The sequence below is a fragment of the Candidatus Nitrotoga sp. AM1P genome, from assembly GCF_013168275.1.
Classification (GTDB): domain Bacteria; phylum Pseudomonadota; class Gammaproteobacteria; order Burkholderiales; family Gallionellaceae; genus Nitrotoga.
Genome location: NZ_AP019547.1, coordinates 1,591,132 through 1,607,866 on the forward strand (window position 1 = coordinate 1,591,132; position 16,735 = coordinate 1,607,866).

Here is a 16,735-nt window from a genome sequence, read left to right on the forward strand (position 1 = left end):
GTGGCATTTTAACTTTTTTCGCTGCTCTCAGTCTCCCCTTGTTGGGAAAATGGTAGCAATAGCTCGATCCAATGTTTCACCGGCAAGCGGGCTGCACTTTCCAAATGTAGCTGGCAGCCGATGTTGGCGGTGGCGATAACCTCGGCCGCGCCCCGTTGCAGCGCACTCAATTTATTTTCCAGCAATTGCTGCGACAGCACAGGTTGCATCAGGGTATAAGTGCCTGCGGCGCCACAGCACAAATGACTATCAGCAACTGGTGTCAGTATATAGCCGCAGTTTTTCAGGATAGTTTCAACAACGCCCGGCAGTTTTTGCCCATGCTGCAAGGTGCAAGACGATTGATAAGCGACGCGCACCCCTTTGCCGACATCGGCCAAGGCACTCAAATCTTCGCGGCTCAAAATCTCGCTCAAATCGCGTGTAAGTTCGCTGATGCGTGCCGCCTTCGCGGCATAGTCCGGATCGTGTTTCAGCGTTTTGCCGTATTCTTTTACCATCAGGCCACAGCCACTGGAGCTCATCACAATCGCCTCTGCGCCTTGCTCAATATAGGGCCACCAGGCATCAATATTGCGGCGCATCATGTCATGTGCCCCATTAATATCAGCCAAGTGCTGGTTCAAAGCACCACAACAACCGGCCCTGGAGGCGCTGATTAAAGAAATACCCAACTTATCCAGCACGCATGCAGCAGCCGTGTTGATATTTGGCGCACTCAACGATTGCACACAGCCTTCCAATATCAGCATGCTGCGCGGATGAATCGCTTGCGGACGAACTGTCTGTGCTCGTCGTTGGGCCGGGATTTTACGTTGCAAAGAGAGGGGTAATAATGGGCGCACTACGCGGCTCATGCCTAGCACAAACGCAAAACGCTTGGGATACGGGAGCACTGCCAACAGACTGCGCCGCACAATTTTTTGCCACAACAGACGCGGCGCGCGTTCTTCAATGACCTGCCGCCCGATGTCAATCAAACGGCCATACTGCACCCCGGATGGGCAGGTTGTTTCGCAAGCGCGGCAGGTCAGGCAGCGATCCAGATGCAATTGCGTCTTTTCACTGGATTGATTGCCTTCCAGCATTTCCTTGATCAAATAAATACGCCCGCGCGGGCCATCCAGTTCGTTACCAAGCAATTGATAGGTGGGACAAGTGGCGTTGCAAAATCCGCAGTGCACGCAAGAACGCAGGATCGCATTGGCTTCGGCGATGTCGGGATTAACAAGGAGTTCAGGAGAAATGGCGGTTTGCATATGGCTTACAAGTTGGCGTAAATGCGCCCTCGATTAAAAATTCCGTTTGGGTCAAAACTGGATTTCAGGCGTTGATGAATGACAAGCAAGGGCGCGGCGAGCGGCTGAAATATTTCGCCATTGTGTTTGCTACCCCGAAACTGGGTAACATGCCCGCCTACTGTAGCGACGCGTTCGCGTATCAACGCAATGGGTTCGTCACTCACTAGCCAACGCTGCGCACCACCCCAATCGAGCAACCATTCGCCGGAAATTTCTAAAGGAGGCACGGCGGGCTTCACTACCACGCGATACAGCAGATTCGCAGAACCAAGAAATGGCAGATGATGTTCGCGTAAGGCATGCCAGAAAGGTTCTGATTTTTCTATCAATTCGCCGCCCAAATGCTCATGGGCATGCTTGACCGCCTGCTCACTGCCGGATACGCGCAGATAACAATGCCCCGCATGATAACAGGCAGCATCCACCGGTATAGACTGGGACAACAAACGACTCATTTTGCTGATGGCTTCAGCTTGAGTGCATTCCTGTACCAAAGTGTAACTCGCGGCCGGGCGTGGCAGCACTTTCAAGCTGATTTCCAGTAACACGCCCAGCGTGCCATGTGCACCGACCATCAGGCGCGAAACATCGTAACCCGCCACGTTTTTTATCACCTGGCCACCGAAGCGCAATATCTCGCCCTTACCATTGATCAGCTTACAGCCCAATACAAAGTCACGTGCGGAGCCGCAAAAAGGACGACGCGGCCCAGACAGACCGCAGGCAATGGTGCCACCCAGGGTGGCGTTGTCACCAAAATGCGGTGGCTCAAATGCCAGCATCTGTCCGGCGTCTGCCAACGCAGCTTCAACTTCCTTGAGCGGCGTGCCGCTGCGTGCAGTCAAAACCAACTCACGTGGATCATGTTCGACGATGCCGCGATGAGCGCTGACATCCAGAATTTCGCCGTCCGTCTCTCGTCCTAAAAATGTTTTGCTATTGCCGCCTTCAATTTTGAGCGGTGTCCCACTCCCGACGGCGTTGCGCACCTGCTGTTGCAGTGTCTCACTGATATCGCGCTCCAACATCAGAAACGTTCCAACTCGGCATGGGGCAGTTGTCCGTGATGGACGTGCATGGCGCCAAATTCTGCGCAGCGCTGCAAGGTGGGCACGGCTTTCCCGGGATTCAGCAAACCCGCAGGATCGAAAGCGGCTTTAATCGCATGGAATTGGCTGAGTTCGGGCGCTTTAAACTGGATACACATCTGATTAATTTTTTCCATGCCGACGCCATGCTCACCGGTGATAGATCCACCCACTTCAACGCACAACTGCAAGATACGCTGACCGAATTCCTCGGTGCGTACCAACTCGCCTTCCTTATTGGCATCGAACAAAATCAGTGGGTGCAGATTGCCATCTCCGGCATGAAACACGTTCGCCACCGGTAAGCCATACTCTTCCGACCATAAGCTAATCTGACGCAATACATGCGGCAATTGGCGCCGCGGAATCGTGCCATCCATGCAGTAATAATCCGGTGAAATGCGCCCAACTGCGGGGAAGGCTGATTTACGTCCCTTCCAGAACAGCTGTCGTTCTGTTTCGTTTACGGCAGTGCGCACCTCGGTCGCGCCACTCTGGTGCAATATTTCGCGCACTTTCATGATGTGTTCGGATACTTCCGCATTGGTGCCATCCAGCTCGCACAGCAAAATCGCCTCTGCATCACGAGGATAACCGGCATGCGCATAATCTTCTGCCGCCTGAATGGCCACCTTGTCCATCATTTCCAGACCGGCCGGAATAATACCGGCAGCGATGATCGCCCCGACTGCTTCTCCAGCTTTAAAGACATCATCAAAGGCCGCCAACAAAACTTGCGCGCGCTCCGGCTTGGCTAACAGCTTCACCGTAACTTCAACGATCACCGCCAGCATGCCTTCCGAACCAGTCATCAATGCCAGCAGATCATAGCCCGGAGAATCCAGTGTTTCAGCGCCGATGGTCAGCAATTCTCCTTCCATCGTCACAACTTTCAGCATCAGAATGTTGTGTACTGTCAGGCCATATTTCAGGCAATGCACCCCGCCGGAATTTTCCGCGACATTGCCGCCAATGGTGCAGGCAATCTGCGAGGAAGGATCAGGCGCGTAATACAAGCCATACGTGGCCGCGGCCTCGGAAATTGCCAGGTTGCGCACACCCGGTTGCAAAGTAGCCATCGCATTTTCTGGATCGATATGGAGTATGCGTTTGAATTTTGCCAGGCTCAGCAGCACGCCATCCGACAAAGGCAGAGCCCCGCCGGACAAACCAGTACCTGCGCCACGCGCCACAACGGGCACCTGCAACGAATGACATAAACGCATGATGGCCTGCACCTGCGCGATCGTTTCAGGCAAAACTACGACCAAGGGCAAACGACGATAAACCGATAGCCCGTCACATTCGAACGGACGTAGATCTTCTTTATCAGTGAGTACGGCTTCTGGCGGTAACAGCTTTCGCAGTTTACGGAGCAGATCTTCATGCGCGTCACGATTGCATGGCAATCCATCTTCTGATGCTAGCATGAAAATTAATATAGAAAATTAACGGGATGCGGAATTTCAGCAGAGTTTGACACGAAATGCAACTGGAAAAAATTACTTATAGTCAGCAAAAAAAGCTATCTCAGCAATAATTATTCACATTTTCCAGCTGTGCATTTGTCTGATGAGCATACGGCAGGTTTCACACACGCCGAATCTTTTGGAAGTGAATGAAGCGCGATACATTTAGGTGGCGTAACTGCCAGAAGGCATGCTTCATTATGCTTAGCATCGCATACTGTCGTAGCGTTATCTTTGTTGCAAGCATCGCCAATATTGGCAAGAACTGCTTGTGAAAATAAGGACATTGAACCGATCATTGCCATTGTTACCAAAATTTTACTGAACATATTTTTTCCTTTGTGATTGTTAATATTATAAATTCCAAATTTGAATATAATTATTGTTCAGTGTATAGGGAAAATAAACGTCCTTTTTCACCGGATCTGATGATTGCGTTAGATATAGCAGGAGGCCATCTTGACGTACATAAATAGTCAAATATGAAGACAAGCTAACATCGTGATATAGTTTGCATCCAAAAAAACCATACCGATTACATGGTGTTGCGTCACTTCAATAAATAAACATACAAATCAAGGGGAAATATAGTGGCAGTTAAAACTCGACTTCATCGTAGCGAATTGGCCGTTCCGGGCAGCAACCTACGTATGCTTGAAAAAGCGCCGACAGCAGGTGCTGATGTAGTCTTTCTGGATTTGGAAGACGCGGTTGCACCTGATGATAAAGAACAGGCTCGCAAAAATGTCATAGCGGCATTAAATGATATGGACTGGTCTGCATGTTCTGTTTCGGTGCGAATCAACGGACTCGATACACATTGGTGCTACCGCGATATCGTAGATGTGATGGAAGCCGCCGGAGATAAGCTCGATACCATTCTGATTCCCAAAGTTAATAGGCCGGACGATGTCTATTTTGTCGCAATGCTGATGGAGCAAATCGAAGCGGCAAAGAAATTCAAGCCGGTCAATATCCACGTACTAATTGAGACAGCACTCGGCATGGCGAATATCGAACAGATTGCTCAAGCATGTCCGAGCCGTATGGAGGCGATGGTATTTGGTGTGGCCGATTACGCAGCATCCACACAGGCCCGCACGACCAATATGGGCGGCGCTAATCCTAATTACGCCATGCTTACCGACGCCGATGAAGCTGGCAAGCGGACACGTCATTGGGGTGATCAATGGCATTACGCGCTATCAAGACTGGTAGTTGCTTGTCGCGCTTATGGCCTGAGACCGATTGACGGTCCATTTGGTGACTTTAACGATCCAGAAGGATTTTTGGCGGTTGCAGGCGGTGCAGCTGCACTGGGAATAGAAGGAAAATGGGCCATCCATCCGTCACAAATTGCATTAGCCAACGAAGTATTCACACCCAGCGAGGCAGAAGTTAGTCGTGCCAGAAGTATTCTGGAAAATATGGAACAAGCCGCGCGCGAAGGCAAGGGGGCGGTTTCGCTGAATGGTCGCCTTATCGATGCGGCATCCATCAGACAGGCACAGGTTTTGGTTGCCAAGGCAGATCAGATACAGGCGGCCAAGCCTGGACTTAAGTGAGTAATATGCTATGAATATTCATGAATATCAAACCAAAGATTTGCTTAAACATTATGGCGTTCCGGTACCACCGGGGCGCGTCGTTCACACTGACGCTCAAGCGGCCACTGTTGCGGAAGAAATAGGCGGGTCACGTTGGGTTGTCAAGGCACAGATTCACTCCGGGGGCCGGGGCAAAGCGGGGGGTGTCCGGGTAGGCAATAGTATTGATGAAGTAAGAGTCATCGCCGACGAAATAATTGGCAGCCTTCTGGTTACCCATCAAACTGGGGCTGAAGGCAGGCTTGTCCGTCGTGTCCTTGTTGAACAAGCGAGCAACATTGTGCGTGAGTATTACATTGGACTGATTATTGATCGTGCCACACGGCGAATCACTTTGGTTGCCTCCGCCGAGGGGGGGGTGGACATAGAGGTGGTTGCGAAGCAAACCCCGGAACGAATCATCCGGGAAGTCATTGATCCAGCAGTGGGCCTGCTCGATTTTCAATGCCGCAAGATTGCCTATAAGGTCGGCTTGAAAGGAACGCTATTGCCGCAGGCAGTAAAGGTCATGAAGGGTCTTTATCGCTGCATGCGAGACAATGATGCCATCATGGCTGAAATCAATCCGCTGGCTATTGTGGACAATGGCCAGCTGTTGGCACTGGATGCAAAAATGACTTTTGATGACAATGCAATGTATCGCAGACCGACCATTTCCGAACTACGGGATTTTGACGAAGAGGATCCAAAAGAGGTTGAGGCGACTGGACATGGTTTGAATTACATTGCACTGGACGGTGATGTGGGTTGCATCGTCAATGGTGCTGGTCTGGCAATGGCAACCATGGATGCGATTACTCTACATAACGGAAGACCGGCTAATTTCCTGGATGTAGGAGGCGGGGCTACACCGGAAAAAGTCGCTAATGCTTTCCGCATTGTGCTGCAGGATCCCGCCGTTAAAATTATCCTCATTAATATTTTTGCCGGGATCAACCGTTGTGACTGGATCGCTACAGGAATTATTCAAGCCATGCGTGACCAGAATATACAAATGCCCATCATCGTACGGCTGGCCGGTACGAATGTTGAAGAAGGACGGGCTATTCTCAATGCCTCTAAATTCCCATTTATTATCGCCAGTAATCTCAATGATGCTGCCGCAAAAGCGGTAGCTGAAGTTAACAATATTGTACAAAAAGTGACACCGCTAAAAAAGGAACACTCATGAGTGTGTTATTAAATAAAGATTCGCGCGTAATCTTTCAAGGGTTTACTGGGCAACACGCCACCTTTCACGCCGAAGAAGCGATGAAAATTGGTACTAAGGTGGTCGGGGGTGTAACGCCAGGCAAGGGCGGAACGCAACACTTGGGCTTACCTGTATTTGATACCGTTGAAGAAGCAGTGCAGGCAACCGGCGCAGACGTTTCCGGTATTTTCGCCCCTCCCCCCTTCGCCGCCGATGCAATCATGGAAGCGATTGATGCGGGGATCAAAACAATTGTTGTCATCGCGGATGGCATACCTGTTCAGGATATGGTGCGTGTGGAACGCTACCGGCTGGGTACCAACTCGATTATCATCGGCCCGAATACACCCGGCATTATTACACCAGGCGTGGGCAAGGTTGGCATCATGCCTTCTCATATCTACAGCCCGGGAAGAATCGGAATTGTTTCACGCTCCGGCACACTAAACTATGAAGCTGTCGCCCAGATGAGCGAACTCGGCCTCGGCCAATCGTCATCTATCGGTATCGGAGGCGACCCCGTCAATGGAACTGACTTCGCGACTGTGCTAAAAGCATTTGAAGATGATCCAGATACCGATGCAGTGCTGATGATCGGTGAAATCGGAGGGCCGCAGGAAGTAGATGCGGCTCGCTGGGCCAAGAAAAACATGCGCAAACCGCTAATTGGCTATGTCGCCGGCTTATCGGCCCCCCCCGGACGCCGCATGGGCCACGCGGGCGCGATTATCAGCAGCGAGTCTGATACGGCAACCGCTAAAATTGACATGATGGAAGCACTGGGTATGTTCGTTGTACGTAATCCAGCCGACATAGGGGCTACCGTTTTACGGGCTATAAAGTCGTAATAAAAATGCTGTTATTCCCACCTTTCAATAAGATGAAATCAGGCTTACGTCCGGACAGGTGGGAATCCCGTGAATTGAAGCCTACCCATTTTTGAATGGCTGGATTTCGATACGGCATCACTTGACTAGCCGATTTTTATCTTCATCCCAGATAATCCATTAGACCTGATTTGCGCGATGACAGGCATTCCCCCTTTTGCAAAGGGGGAGGCTGGTTAAATTTCCTAATGGATTATCCGGGTTCATCAGAATAGACAATGTTTTCTGCATTGTTCACTCGTCCCCGCCTTGTTCCACTATCGAATTGAAATTGGAATAAAATAGCGCCTTTCACAAATCACGCCGGTTTTGTCACATGCTCACATTTCAGCAAATCATCCTGACGCTACAACAATTCTGGGACAAGCAAGGTTGCGCTCTGTTACAACCCTATGATATCGAAATGGGCGCAGGCACTTTTCACACCGCCACCTTTCTGCGTGCGATCGGCCCGGAGCCTTGGCGCGCCGCTTATGTGCAGCCTTCACGTCGCCCCAAAGACGGGCGCTACGGCGAAAATCCCAACCGGTTACAGCATTACTACCAATATCAGGTTGTGCTCAAGCCTTCACCCGCCAACATCCAGGAACTCTATCTCGACAGTCTGCGCGCGCTGGGCATTAATACCGGTGAACACGATATCCGCTTTGTGGAAGACGATTGGGAGTCGCCTACGCTGGGCGCATGGGGCTTGGGCTGGGAAGTGTGGCTGGATGGCATGGAGGTGACGCAGTTCACCTATTTTCAGGAAGTGGGCTCGCTGCCCTGTCGCCCAGTACTGGGCGAAATTACTTATGGACTGGAGCGTCTGGCGATGTATTTACAGGACGTGGAGAACGTATATGACCTGGTGTGGGCCAAGAATGGCGACAGCGTAGTGACGTACGGCGACATATACCACCAGAACGAGGTGGAACAATCCAAATACAACTTCGAACACTCCAACGTCGAGATGCTGTTCCGACACTTCAGTGAATATGAAGCCGAAGCCAAGCGCTTGATCGCCGCCGAACTGGTATTGCCCGGATTCGAGATGGTGATGAAGTGCTCGCATAGTTTCAATATGCTGGATGCGCGCGGCGCTATTTCGGTGACCGAACGCGCAGCTTACATAGGCCGCGTGCGAACGTTGTCCAGGCTGGTGGCACAGGCTTATTACAACTCGCGCGAAGCACTTGGCTTCCCGATGTGCAAGCCCAGGGAGACAACATAATGAAGCAGACTTTATTGATTGAGCTGCTTACCGAAGAGCTGCCACCCAAGGCGCTGGAACGTCTTTCCATTGTTTTCGCCAACGAAGTCTTTACTGAATTGCGCGAGCAGGAGCTGGCGGGCGAAGATAGTAAATGTACGCCTTTCGCTACTCCGCGTCGGCTGGCCCTGACAATTACCAATGTAGCATCGCAGCAGGCTGATCGTGTGATAGAACGCAAAGGCCCCACAGTAGCTGCCGGGTTGGATGCCGAAGGCAAACCCAGCAAAGCGCTGGAAGGTTTCATGCGTGGTGCAGGTGTGACGTTCGAACAATTGCAACGTAATAACGACGACAAGACCGAATATTTCGTCGCACGCATAGAAAAAAAAGGCCAGCCCCTTGATGTCTATTTAGCCGACTTCATAACTCAAGCTCTGAAAAAACTGCCCGTCCCCAAACTGATGCGCTGGGGCGACTCCGACCACCAGTTTGTACGTCCCGTGCATGCTTTGATTATGCTGCATGGGGAGCGCATAGTGCCCGGCGAAGTATTGGGGCTACAGAGTGGACGGTTAACGAGCGGTCATCGCTTCCTGCACACAGGTGACATCCCAGTCGTATGCGCAGATAGCTATGAAGAAGCACTGTTGACGCACGGCAAAATTATTGCCTCTTTTGAAAAGCGCCGCACCCGAATTGATGAATATCTCAAAGCCAAGGCGCACGAACTCAATGCGCGCATTAATCCATCCGATGGCCTGCTGGATGAAGTCACGGCGCTGGTGGAATGGCCGGTGGTTTATGTTGGTGAGTTCGAAGAGGAATATCTTGAAGTGCCGCAGGAGTGTCTGATACTCACCATGCAACAGAACCAGAAATATTTTCCATTATTGGATAATGACGGCAAGCTGCTCAATAAATTTCTGATTGTTTCCAACATGCAGGTGGACAATCCCAAGCACATTATCGATGGCAATCAACGAGTGGTGCGTCCGCGCCTGGCCGATGCGCGCTTCTTTTTTAACCAGGATCGAAAACTGACGCTGGAATCGCGCGTCGCCAAGCTGGGCAATGTGGTCTATCACAATAAGCTGGGCACACAGCTGCAGCGCATCGAGCGCATCACTACCCTGGCCGGTGCCATCGCGCGCCAGCTTAACGCTGAAAAATCGGTGGCTGAACTAGCGGCACGTCTTGCCAAGGCCGATTTGACTACCGACATGGTCGGCGAGTTTCCAGAACTTCAAGGCATTATGGGACGCTATTATGCGCTGCATGACGGCGAGAATCAGGTAGTAGCAGATGCGATCTCGGCGCACTACCACCCGCGCTTTGCCGGTGACACTCTGCCGCATGGCGCGGTGGCTTGTGCGGTGGCCCTGGCGGACAAGCTGGATACACTGGTTGGCATTTACGGCATCGGTCTGGTTCCCACTGGCGACAAGGATCCATTTGGATTACGCCGCCACGCACTGGGAGTGTTGCGCATTCTAATCGAGACGCCGCTGGCGTTGCCGCTAGATATGCTATTGCAATTGAGCAAGGATAGTTTCACCGCTGGGAAATTGAGCGACAGTGTCGTGGCTGATGTGCATGGCTTCATGCTCGAGCGACTGCGCGGTTATTTGCGCGAGCGCGATTTTTCTCCCGATGAAATTGAAGCGGTTGTGTGTCAAAACCCGACGCGCATAGATCTCGTGATGCCACGTCTGGACGCAGTGTGTACCTTTCGCAAACTGCCGGAAGCGGCGGCATTGGCGGCCGCCAACAAACGCATTCAGAATATTCTGAAGAAAACCGCCACGGTAGAAGTCGCGATTCAGCCCGAGCTATTGCAAGAAAATGCGGAACGCAGGCTGTATGAAGTGATACAACGTCTCTCACCACAGGTGGAAGCCGGAATACGGAAACAGGATTACACCGCTATGCTCACTTTGCTGGCCTCGGCGCGCGCAGTAGTCGATGAATTTTTCGACAAGGTGATGGTGATGGCAGAAGACCCTGCTGTGCGAAATAACCGTCTGGCCTTGCTGAAACAACTGGCTGACTTGATGAATAAAGTCGCTGATATCTCCAAACTGGCAACCTGAAAATGGGGCCAGCAATGAAGCTCATCATCCTTGACCGCGACGGTGTTATTAATTATGGCTCCACTCAATTCATCAAACACCCGAATGAATGGAAGCCGCTACCCGGCAGTCTTGAAGCAATCGCTCGCTTGGTGCAGGCGGACTATCGCGTGGTGGTGGCGACCAATCAATCAGGCATAGGACGCGGCCTGTTCGATATGCTTACCCTGAATGCCATTCACGATAAGATGCACAAAACGGTGGCGCAGGCAGCCGGGCGCATTGATGCAATATTTTATTGTCCCCATGCGGCGGAAGCCAACTGCTCTTGCCGCAAACCTAAAACCGGCATGCTGGAAACAATTGCCCTGCGCTATAACGTAAACCTGAAGGGTGTGCCTATGGTAGGCGATGCGTTACGCGATCTGGAAGCCGCAGCCAAAATGGGAGCACAGCCGATATTGGTGCTTACCGGCAAGGGGGCGAAGACCCAGGCCAAGGGCGGCTTGCCGGAAGGTACGCTGATTTATCGTGATCTGGCAGCAGTCGTTTCCACCCTCATTTAATGGCATTTCTAAAAAATCTAAATTTTTCATTCTCGCCTGCGCGGCAATGACGGTATTTTAAAATTTCTCTGATATGGTATTCATACGCTCGCTGATTTTTCTGCTGCTGCAAATCGTCATTACGCCGCTGTTTACGCTAATTGCAATACTCACCTTTCCGTTCCATCCGATTACACGCTATCGCATCATCTCGGGCTGGGCGCTTACCATGCTATGGCTATTGCGCGTGGTATGCGGCATCCGCATGGAAGTGCGCGGTGCCGAGAACATCCCAACTAAACCGTGTCTTGTACTGTGCAAGCATCAATCTGCATGGGAAACCATCGCGCTACAAAAAGTATTTCCGCCGCAAGTATGGGTGATCAAACGTGAACTGTTGTGGCTGCCTTTTTTCGGTTGGGGTCTTGCGATGACCAGCCCCGTTGCCATTAAACGCAGCGAAGGCCGCGAAGCAATTAAGCAGTTGCTGCGCCAGGGTAAAGAACGACTGGCGCTAGGCTTCTGCGTGGTTATTTTTCCTGAAGGAACACGCATTCCTTTTGGTCAGCGCGGCAGATACAAAATCGGCGGTGCACTGCTAGGTGCATCCAGTGGCGTACCAATCGTTCCTGTGGCACACAATGCAGGAAAACTGTGGGGGCGCGAATCCTTCCTCAAATATCCAGGCGTTATCACCATGAGTATCGGTGCTCCAATTGATCCGGCCGATCTCAAGGCCGAAGAGATCAATCGGCGCGTGGAAGAATGGATCGAAACCGAAGTCACACGACTGCCCTGATGCTCAACAAACTACGCCGATTCATTACCCCGCTGGCTATCGAACAACGCACAGTCGATCTGGTTGGCACTCAGGTTACCTATACCCTTAAACGTACTAGTCGACGCCGTAGCATCGGCCTGCGCATCGACAATCATGGATTGACGGTAAACATGCCACTGCGCGCCTCGGAGAAATGGCTGCACGATGTATTGCAGGACAAAGCGCATTGGGTGGTAAAAAAACTTGAGAATTGGCAAGCGAAGAAACCCATCTCGCCACAATGGCGGGATGGACAGTCCATCTTTTTTATTGGCGAGGCACTTACTCTGCGTGTGGTCATCAGCTTGTTTTCTACGCCACCGCTACTGCAAGGTGCACAATTGTTTGTGCATGTCACAGACAATGCTAACGAAGCATTAATAGAGCAAGCTGTCACACAATGGTATCAAGGCGAAGCGAAAAAACTGTTCAACGAACGCGTAGCTCACTACACACCCCTGATGGACGTAGCGCCGCGCATGGTGAAGCTTTCTTCCACGCGCACGCAATGGGGCAGTTGCACCACTCGAGGCGATGTGCGCCTCAACTGGCAACTTATCAAAATGCCGTTGCGTTTAATGGATTACGTCGTAGTACATGAACTCGCCCACCTTATCGAGATGAATCACTCTGCTGCATTTTGGCAGGTGGTCGAAATTGCCTGCCCCGATTATGCCAAGCGACGCAGTGAATTAAAGCAGTGGCAGATTTCACCGTCTTAGCAAGCTGAAAACTAATGGTACATTCCCCGTGATGCGCTACGATAACAAGGTTGAGAAGAGCGACCACCGGCATTTCGGCGCAAAAGAAAGCAGTTACAGATTCAGCACGACAGAGCGCTTGATGGCCGATTTTCAGAAAGACATTGCGAGGTGGAACGATGAAAACAGTAATTCTTGAGGTTCGCTCGCCCGAAGAATCGATGGCGAATTTTGTTCAATCTTGGAAGACTGGAAAACCAGAACGGGCTGCACGAATCGCGTTTGCAACGCCAGAGCTACTGTGGCAAGTTCTCACAACCAAGCGCTGGGCACTGCTAAAGGTTTTGTGTGGTGCAGGGCCAATCTCCATCCGGGAAGCTGCTCGCGCGACGTAAAGGCTGTCCACTCCGACATCACTGCCCTGCTAAATGCGGGCATTCTCGATCGCACCGAAAGCGGCGGCATAATCTTTCCGTTTGAAGCGGTCAAGGTTGAATTTTTGCTAAAGGCAGCGTAACGCTTCGGAAAAATACGCCGACTCTTCAGGGGACGTGCTCCGGCAATCCGAGGCACACCCTCTCATACTTTCCACTTCGCTAGTTACCCATTAAGGCCGGGTTCTCGCGGCGCCTGGCAAAAAAATAATTGCATCAGCCACCAAGCCAAGCGTGAGCGTAGCATCTGACAGCGGCAGATTGTGGGTGAGAAAATTGTAGATGGAGTAGATAATTAGGGTGATGTTGATGAGTGAAATGTTGGGCTTCATGTCATTCAACCCAACCTACCACGCTATTGAAGCATATAGTGCGATGTAGTAGACTTCTATTTACTTAAACCGAAATATCGGGTGGGTCACAGTGGCCCGGGAAAACCGGCCGAATACGATGCAGAAGATAGGTGGGCAATCATGAGCAAGCGCTTCCAAAATTGGGCTGAGACCTGGATCAAGGATAACATCCTTCCTGGCGCTAATCCCGACATCGAAAACCACGATGCGCGGGCAAGGCGGCTGATGGATGAAATGTACGCGGCGGCGGCGGCGGCCAACTTCTCAGACTTAGAGACCGCGGAGGAGCGGAAGCACCTTGCACCCCTGGTTTTGGCGGCGGTCGCGGACGACACCGAATTTGACTACGATACATTTACGCTCAAATATCTACTGGCGATGGAGTTTGAAGACGGCGACTGAGCCCCGCCCGTCCGACTTACTCATACCGGCTCACCAACGCATTCAGCCATGTAAGGTGGGCACGGTTTTGTGCCCACCCGGATTCTCAAACATCGCGAATCGACTATCTGGCAACGGCGATTTTGGGAACACCAAATTTGTGATGAAAATGATTTTGCCCGCCCTGTCGATTACATTCATTTCAATTCGGTTAAACACGGGCATGTACAACGTGCAGTTGTTTGACTCCTGAAAATCAGTTCAGTGACATTTTCTCAGATTGACGAATTATTCCAATCAGCGCGCGGGAATAAATCAGTGTTTCCTTAGAACTGACTCCAATGCCCTGCCACTAGTCTGGCTCCAATCCCATGCAAAGGTTGAGACAGGCCTGTCATAATGCACGCTGCGAAATGTATCCCTCCTTTTCCCACCGCCAACGCCATAACTCAAAATGGAGATTCGAAATTGAATTACTATGCGATCATTCTCGGCCTCTTCATCATCGGTGGGTTTGGTGCCGTACTATGGGGCTGGATCATTTTTGCCAAGGCACGAAAAACGCTACGCTGGCCCATGGTGGAAGGCATCATTGAACAATCCGCGCCCATGTCAGAAGCTAACGATCTGCTACCACACATCCAGTTCAGCTACACAGTGGCTGCGCATATTTATCAGCGCACACTGGAGTTTCCAGATGGTACCAACCCATCGCCGGAGCTCGCCGCCAGCTATGCCAAAAAATACCCTGCCGGTGCCAAAGTATCCGTGTATTACAACCCGGATCAGCCTGATCAAGCCACACTTGAGCCCGGCCTGGCCAGGGGCGACTGGATGATACCCACCTTGGGAATTGCCGCAATGGCCTTGGGGATCTTCGCCCTTTTTTTCAGCAGCTATAATTGAGAAGCGCACAGGGTCAGCCAAACGCAGAATACTTATCGGTGCGTCCGCACCAGCACGCTAGACAAGCCGCCTCCAAAGATGTACAGTAACACGTACATCTTTGGAGGCTAGTTATGGATGCGATTACCTATACCACCGTTCGTGCAAATCTCGCGAGTGCCATGGACCGCGTTTGCGACGATCACGAACCCTTGATCATTACCCGCAATGGAGAACAATCCGTCGTGATGCTCTCACTCGAAGACTACAAATCGCTGGAAGAAACTGCCTACCTCTTGCGCACCCCCGCCAATGCCAGGCGCCTTCTCGCTGCCATCGTGCAATTGAATGAAGGTAAAGGCGTTGAACGGAAGTTGGTGAAGTGAGGCTGATCTTCGCTGATGATGCATGGGAAGACTATCTATATTGGCAGAAGCAAGACAAGCGCATGATCGAGCGAATTAACAAGCTGATACGTGAGACACAGCGGGAGCCCTTCGCGGGAATAGGCAAACCCGAACAATTGAAGCATGCCCTTTCAGGGTTCTGGTCACGCCGAATTACGGATGAGCATCGCATGGTGTATTGCATAGAGAGTGGTGCATGTATGATCGCTCAGTTGCGTTTCCACTACTAAGATGCCCAATCGGGATAGGAAGAAGCCTCTAGAATAAATGGGTTAAATGGCAGGGTTAAATCGAGTCTGATCCCATTCCCAATTTTTGGGCTTTATGTCATTCAACTCAACCTACCGGGCTGAAGATGAGTTCACAACATCGCAAGAAAGGACCCGATGTACAAAGCTAGCGTAGGGTTTCACAGATTGGGCATTCTAGTTGGAACCATCTCAGTAATTGGCTGGGTCACTTACGTAGCCATCGCCTCAGACGGCTTCACTTCAGTCAACCCAGTGGGCTGGGTAGCAATTCCAACAGTGGGTCTAGCTTTTTTTGCTTTTGGTTATGGAATTATTGTTGGTATTCATTGGGTAAAATCTGGTTTTCAGAATGGCGATTAAATGGGATTAGACTATTTAATCTTCAATTTAAATCGAGTTGAGCCCATTTCTCACGACTTGAGGGATATCTTCATGTCGTTTTTATCAGGAAAATTAGGGTCTGCTAAATTTTCACATCCAATTAAAACAATGCACTGCATGGATATTTTTGGATTACACACCTCGAAGGTGCCTTTGTCGGCATTTTTTCGGGTGTCTATTTTACGTTAGGCCACTCTTATGAGTAGAACTGAGATCGATTCAATCTCCTATAAGTGCCCTTGTGGCACGGGCACGGTCGAGCAGACCATTATCTCGACTGATTACGTCTTCCCCTCCGCAGAAGTCTCGTACAAGTTTCAATGCACCGAGTGCACGAAGGTATGGCGGCTTTCAAATGGTCGTCTGGTTCTGAAAGAGAGTGAAAAGCCGTACATTGAAGCCAGCAAGGCGTGTCGAGAGGCTTACAAAGCAGTCCGTCAATGCATTCGGCAAATCGCAAAACGTTACTGCGACCAGCAATCTTCCCTAACAAAGAAATCCGAATTCGAGCACTTAGTGACTATTGGGCGCTTCAGTAAAGGCTACGCAACGTACCTCAAATGTAGAAGAGAAGGCAAAACCATGTCTGAAGTTTTGGTGCACGAAGATCCGTCTTCGCGGGGCGAAGTGTTGCAGTGGGCCAAATCCGTTTCTGCTTCCGTTGGGTTCTCCGGCCAACTTGAAGAAGTGCTTGATCGGCTTTCTATGAGAGAAGAAGCCCTTGGCCAAGCTGAGAAGCAAATTGTGTCCAAGTCCCTATGAGTATCGG

20 protein-coding genes and 1 pseudogene are annotated in these 16,735 nt (G+C 51.1%); 16 read left to right on the plus strand and 5 right to left on the minus strand.

All coding sequences use genetic code 11. The annotated features are described in order from the left end of the window. Window positions 1-8: 8 nt before the first annotated feature. The 4 genes from glcF to W01_RS07065 all read right to left on the minus strand — a co-directional run bounded on the left by glcF (window position 9) and on the right by W01_RS07065 (window position 4,187). On the minus strand, window positions 9-1,259 hold the full coding sequence (gene glcF, locus W01_RS07050) for a glycolate oxidase subunit GlcF (protein ID WP_173053321.1): 1,251 nt from the start codon (window positions 1,257-1,259) through the stop codon (window positions 9-11). A 5-nt stretch (window positions 1,260-1,264) separates the two neighbouring features. Then, complete coding sequence (gene glcE / locus W01_RS07055) at window positions 1,265-2,329, minus strand: glycolate oxidase subunit GlcE (protein WP_173053323.1); 1,065 nt, start codon at window positions 2,327-2,329, stop codon at window positions 1,265-1,267. Continuing rightward, window positions 2,329-3,819, minus strand: coding sequence for an FAD-linked oxidase C-terminal domain-containing protein (locus W01_RS07060; protein WP_173053325.1), 1,491 nt, complete (start codon window positions 3,817-3,819; stop codon window positions 2,329-2,331). Before W01_RS07060 ends, glcE begins: the two co-directional genes overlap by 1 nt. A gap of 110 nt (window positions 3,820-3,929) precedes the next feature. Beyond that, window positions 3,930-4,187 carry a hypothetical protein gene (locus tag W01_RS07065; RefSeq protein WP_173053327.1) on the minus strand — a complete coding sequence of 86 codons (258 nt, stop codon included), beginning with the start codon at window positions 4,185-4,187 and terminating at the stop codon, window positions 3,930-3,932. A gap of 261 nt (window positions 4,188-4,448) precedes the next feature. On the opposite strand from W01_RS07065, the gene W01_RS07070 reads away from it, so the two are divergent. The 10 genes and pseudogenes from W01_RS07070 (at window position 4,449) to W01_RS14680 (ending at window position 13,391) form a co-directional block, all read left to right on the plus strand. Continuing rightward, window positions 4,449-5,423, plus strand: coding sequence for an HpcH/HpaI aldolase/citrate lyase family protein (locus W01_RS07070; protein ID WP_173053329.1), 975 nt, complete (start codon window positions 4,449-4,451; stop codon window positions 5,421-5,423). 10 nt (window positions 5,424-5,433) lie between these two features. After that, on the plus strand, window positions 5,434-6,636 hold the full coding sequence (gene sucC / locus W01_RS07075) for an ADP-forming succinate--CoA ligase subunit beta (protein ID WP_173053331.1): 1,203 nt from the start codon (window positions 5,434-5,436) through the stop codon (window positions 6,634-6,636). Beyond that, a complete protein-coding gene (gene sucD, locus W01_RS07080; protein ID WP_173053332.1) occupies window positions 6,633-7,505 on the plus strand; it encodes a succinate--CoA ligase subunit alpha in 873 nt (290 codons plus the stop codon). The genes sucC and sucD overlap by 4 nt, the downstream gene beginning before the upstream one ends. 355 nt (window positions 7,506-7,860) lie before the next feature. Next, complete coding sequence (gene glyQ / locus W01_RS07085; RefSeq protein ID WP_173053334.1) at window positions 7,861-8,757, plus strand: glycine--tRNA ligase subunit alpha; 897 nt, start codon at window positions 7,861-7,863, stop codon at window positions 8,755-8,757. Next, a complete protein-coding gene (glyS, locus tag W01_RS07090; protein WP_173053336.1) occupies window positions 8,757-10,829 on the plus strand; it encodes a glycine--tRNA ligase subunit beta in 2,073 nt (690 codons plus the stop codon). The genes glyQ and glyS overlap by 1 nt, the downstream gene beginning before the upstream one ends. Window positions 10,830-10,843: 14 nt before the next feature. Next, complete coding sequence (gmhB, locus tag W01_RS07095) at window positions 10,844-11,374, plus strand: D-glycero-beta-D-manno-heptose 1,7-bisphosphate 7-phosphatase (protein WP_173053338.1); 531 nt, start codon at window positions 10,844-10,846, stop codon at window positions 11,372-11,374. Window positions 11,375-11,447: 73 nt separating this feature from the next. Next, window positions 11,448-12,152 (plus strand): lysophospholipid acyltransferase family protein, encoded by a 705-nt coding sequence (locus W01_RS07100; RefSeq protein ID WP_173053340.1) that lies wholly within the window; start codon window positions 11,448-11,450, stop codon window positions 12,150-12,152. Continuing rightward, entirely contained in the window at window positions 12,152-12,895 is a 744-nt protein-coding gene (locus W01_RS07105) for a M48 family metallopeptidase (protein WP_173053342.1), read from the plus strand. The genes W01_RS07100 and W01_RS07105 overlap by 1 nt, the downstream gene beginning before the upstream one ends. A 31-nt stretch (window positions 12,896-12,926) precedes the next feature. After that, a complete protein-coding gene (locus W01_RS14550; RefSeq protein ID WP_338140712.1) occupies window positions 12,927-13,073 on the plus strand; it encodes a DUF6516 family protein in 147 nt (48 codons plus the stop codon). A 22-nt stretch (window positions 13,074-13,095) separates the two neighbouring features. After that, window positions 13,096-13,391, plus strand: a pseudogene (locus W01_RS14680) (HVO_A0114 family putative DNA-binding protein). A 90-nt stretch (window positions 13,392-13,481) separates the two neighbouring features. Here the strand turns inward: W01_RS14680 and W01_RS07115 are convergent. Beyond that, complete coding sequence (locus W01_RS07115; protein ID WP_173053344.1) at window positions 13,482-13,640, minus strand: hypothetical protein; 159 nt, start codon at window positions 13,638-13,640, stop codon at window positions 13,482-13,484. A gap of 141 nt (window positions 13,641-13,781) precedes the next feature. Between W01_RS07115 and W01_RS07120 the strand changes: the two genes are divergently transcribed. From W01_RS07120 to W01_RS07145, 6 genes are all read left to right on the plus strand, one after another. Further along, window positions 13,782-14,063: a DUF768 domain-containing protein gene (locus tag W01_RS07120; protein ID WP_173053346.1), complete on the plus strand. Its 282-nt coding sequence runs from the start codon at window positions 13,782-13,784 to the stop codon at window positions 14,061-14,063. Window positions 14,064-14,510: 447 nt separating this feature from the next. Continuing rightward, entirely contained in the window at window positions 14,511-14,948 is a 438-nt protein-coding gene (locus tag W01_RS07125; RefSeq protein ID WP_173053348.1) for a DUF3592 domain-containing protein, read from the plus strand. Between the two features lie 113 nt (window positions 14,949-15,061). Beyond that, the gene (locus tag W01_RS07130; protein ID WP_173053350.1) at window positions 15,062-15,313 is read left to right on the plus strand and encodes a type II toxin-antitoxin system Phd/YefM family antitoxin; all 252 of its coding nucleotides are present in this window, start codon (window positions 15,062-15,064) and stop codon (window positions 15,311-15,313) included. Beyond that, complete coding sequence (locus tag W01_RS07135) at window positions 15,310-15,564, plus strand: Txe/YoeB family addiction module toxin (protein WP_173053352.1); 255 nt, start codon at window positions 15,310-15,312, stop codon at window positions 15,562-15,564. The genes W01_RS07130 and W01_RS07135 overlap by 4 nt, the downstream gene beginning before the upstream one ends. Before the next feature lie 156 nt (window positions 15,565-15,720). Further along, window positions 15,721-15,945 (plus strand): hypothetical protein, encoded by a 225-nt coding sequence (locus W01_RS07140; protein WP_173053354.1) that lies wholly within the window; start codon window positions 15,721-15,723, stop codon window positions 15,943-15,945. 219 nt (window positions 15,946-16,164) lie between these two features. Further along, the gene (locus tag W01_RS07145; RefSeq protein WP_173053356.1) at window positions 16,165-16,728 is read left to right on the plus strand and encodes a hypothetical protein; all 564 of its coding nucleotides are present in this window, start codon (window positions 16,165-16,167) and stop codon (window positions 16,726-16,728) included. Window positions 16,729-16,735: the final 7 nt, after the last annotated feature.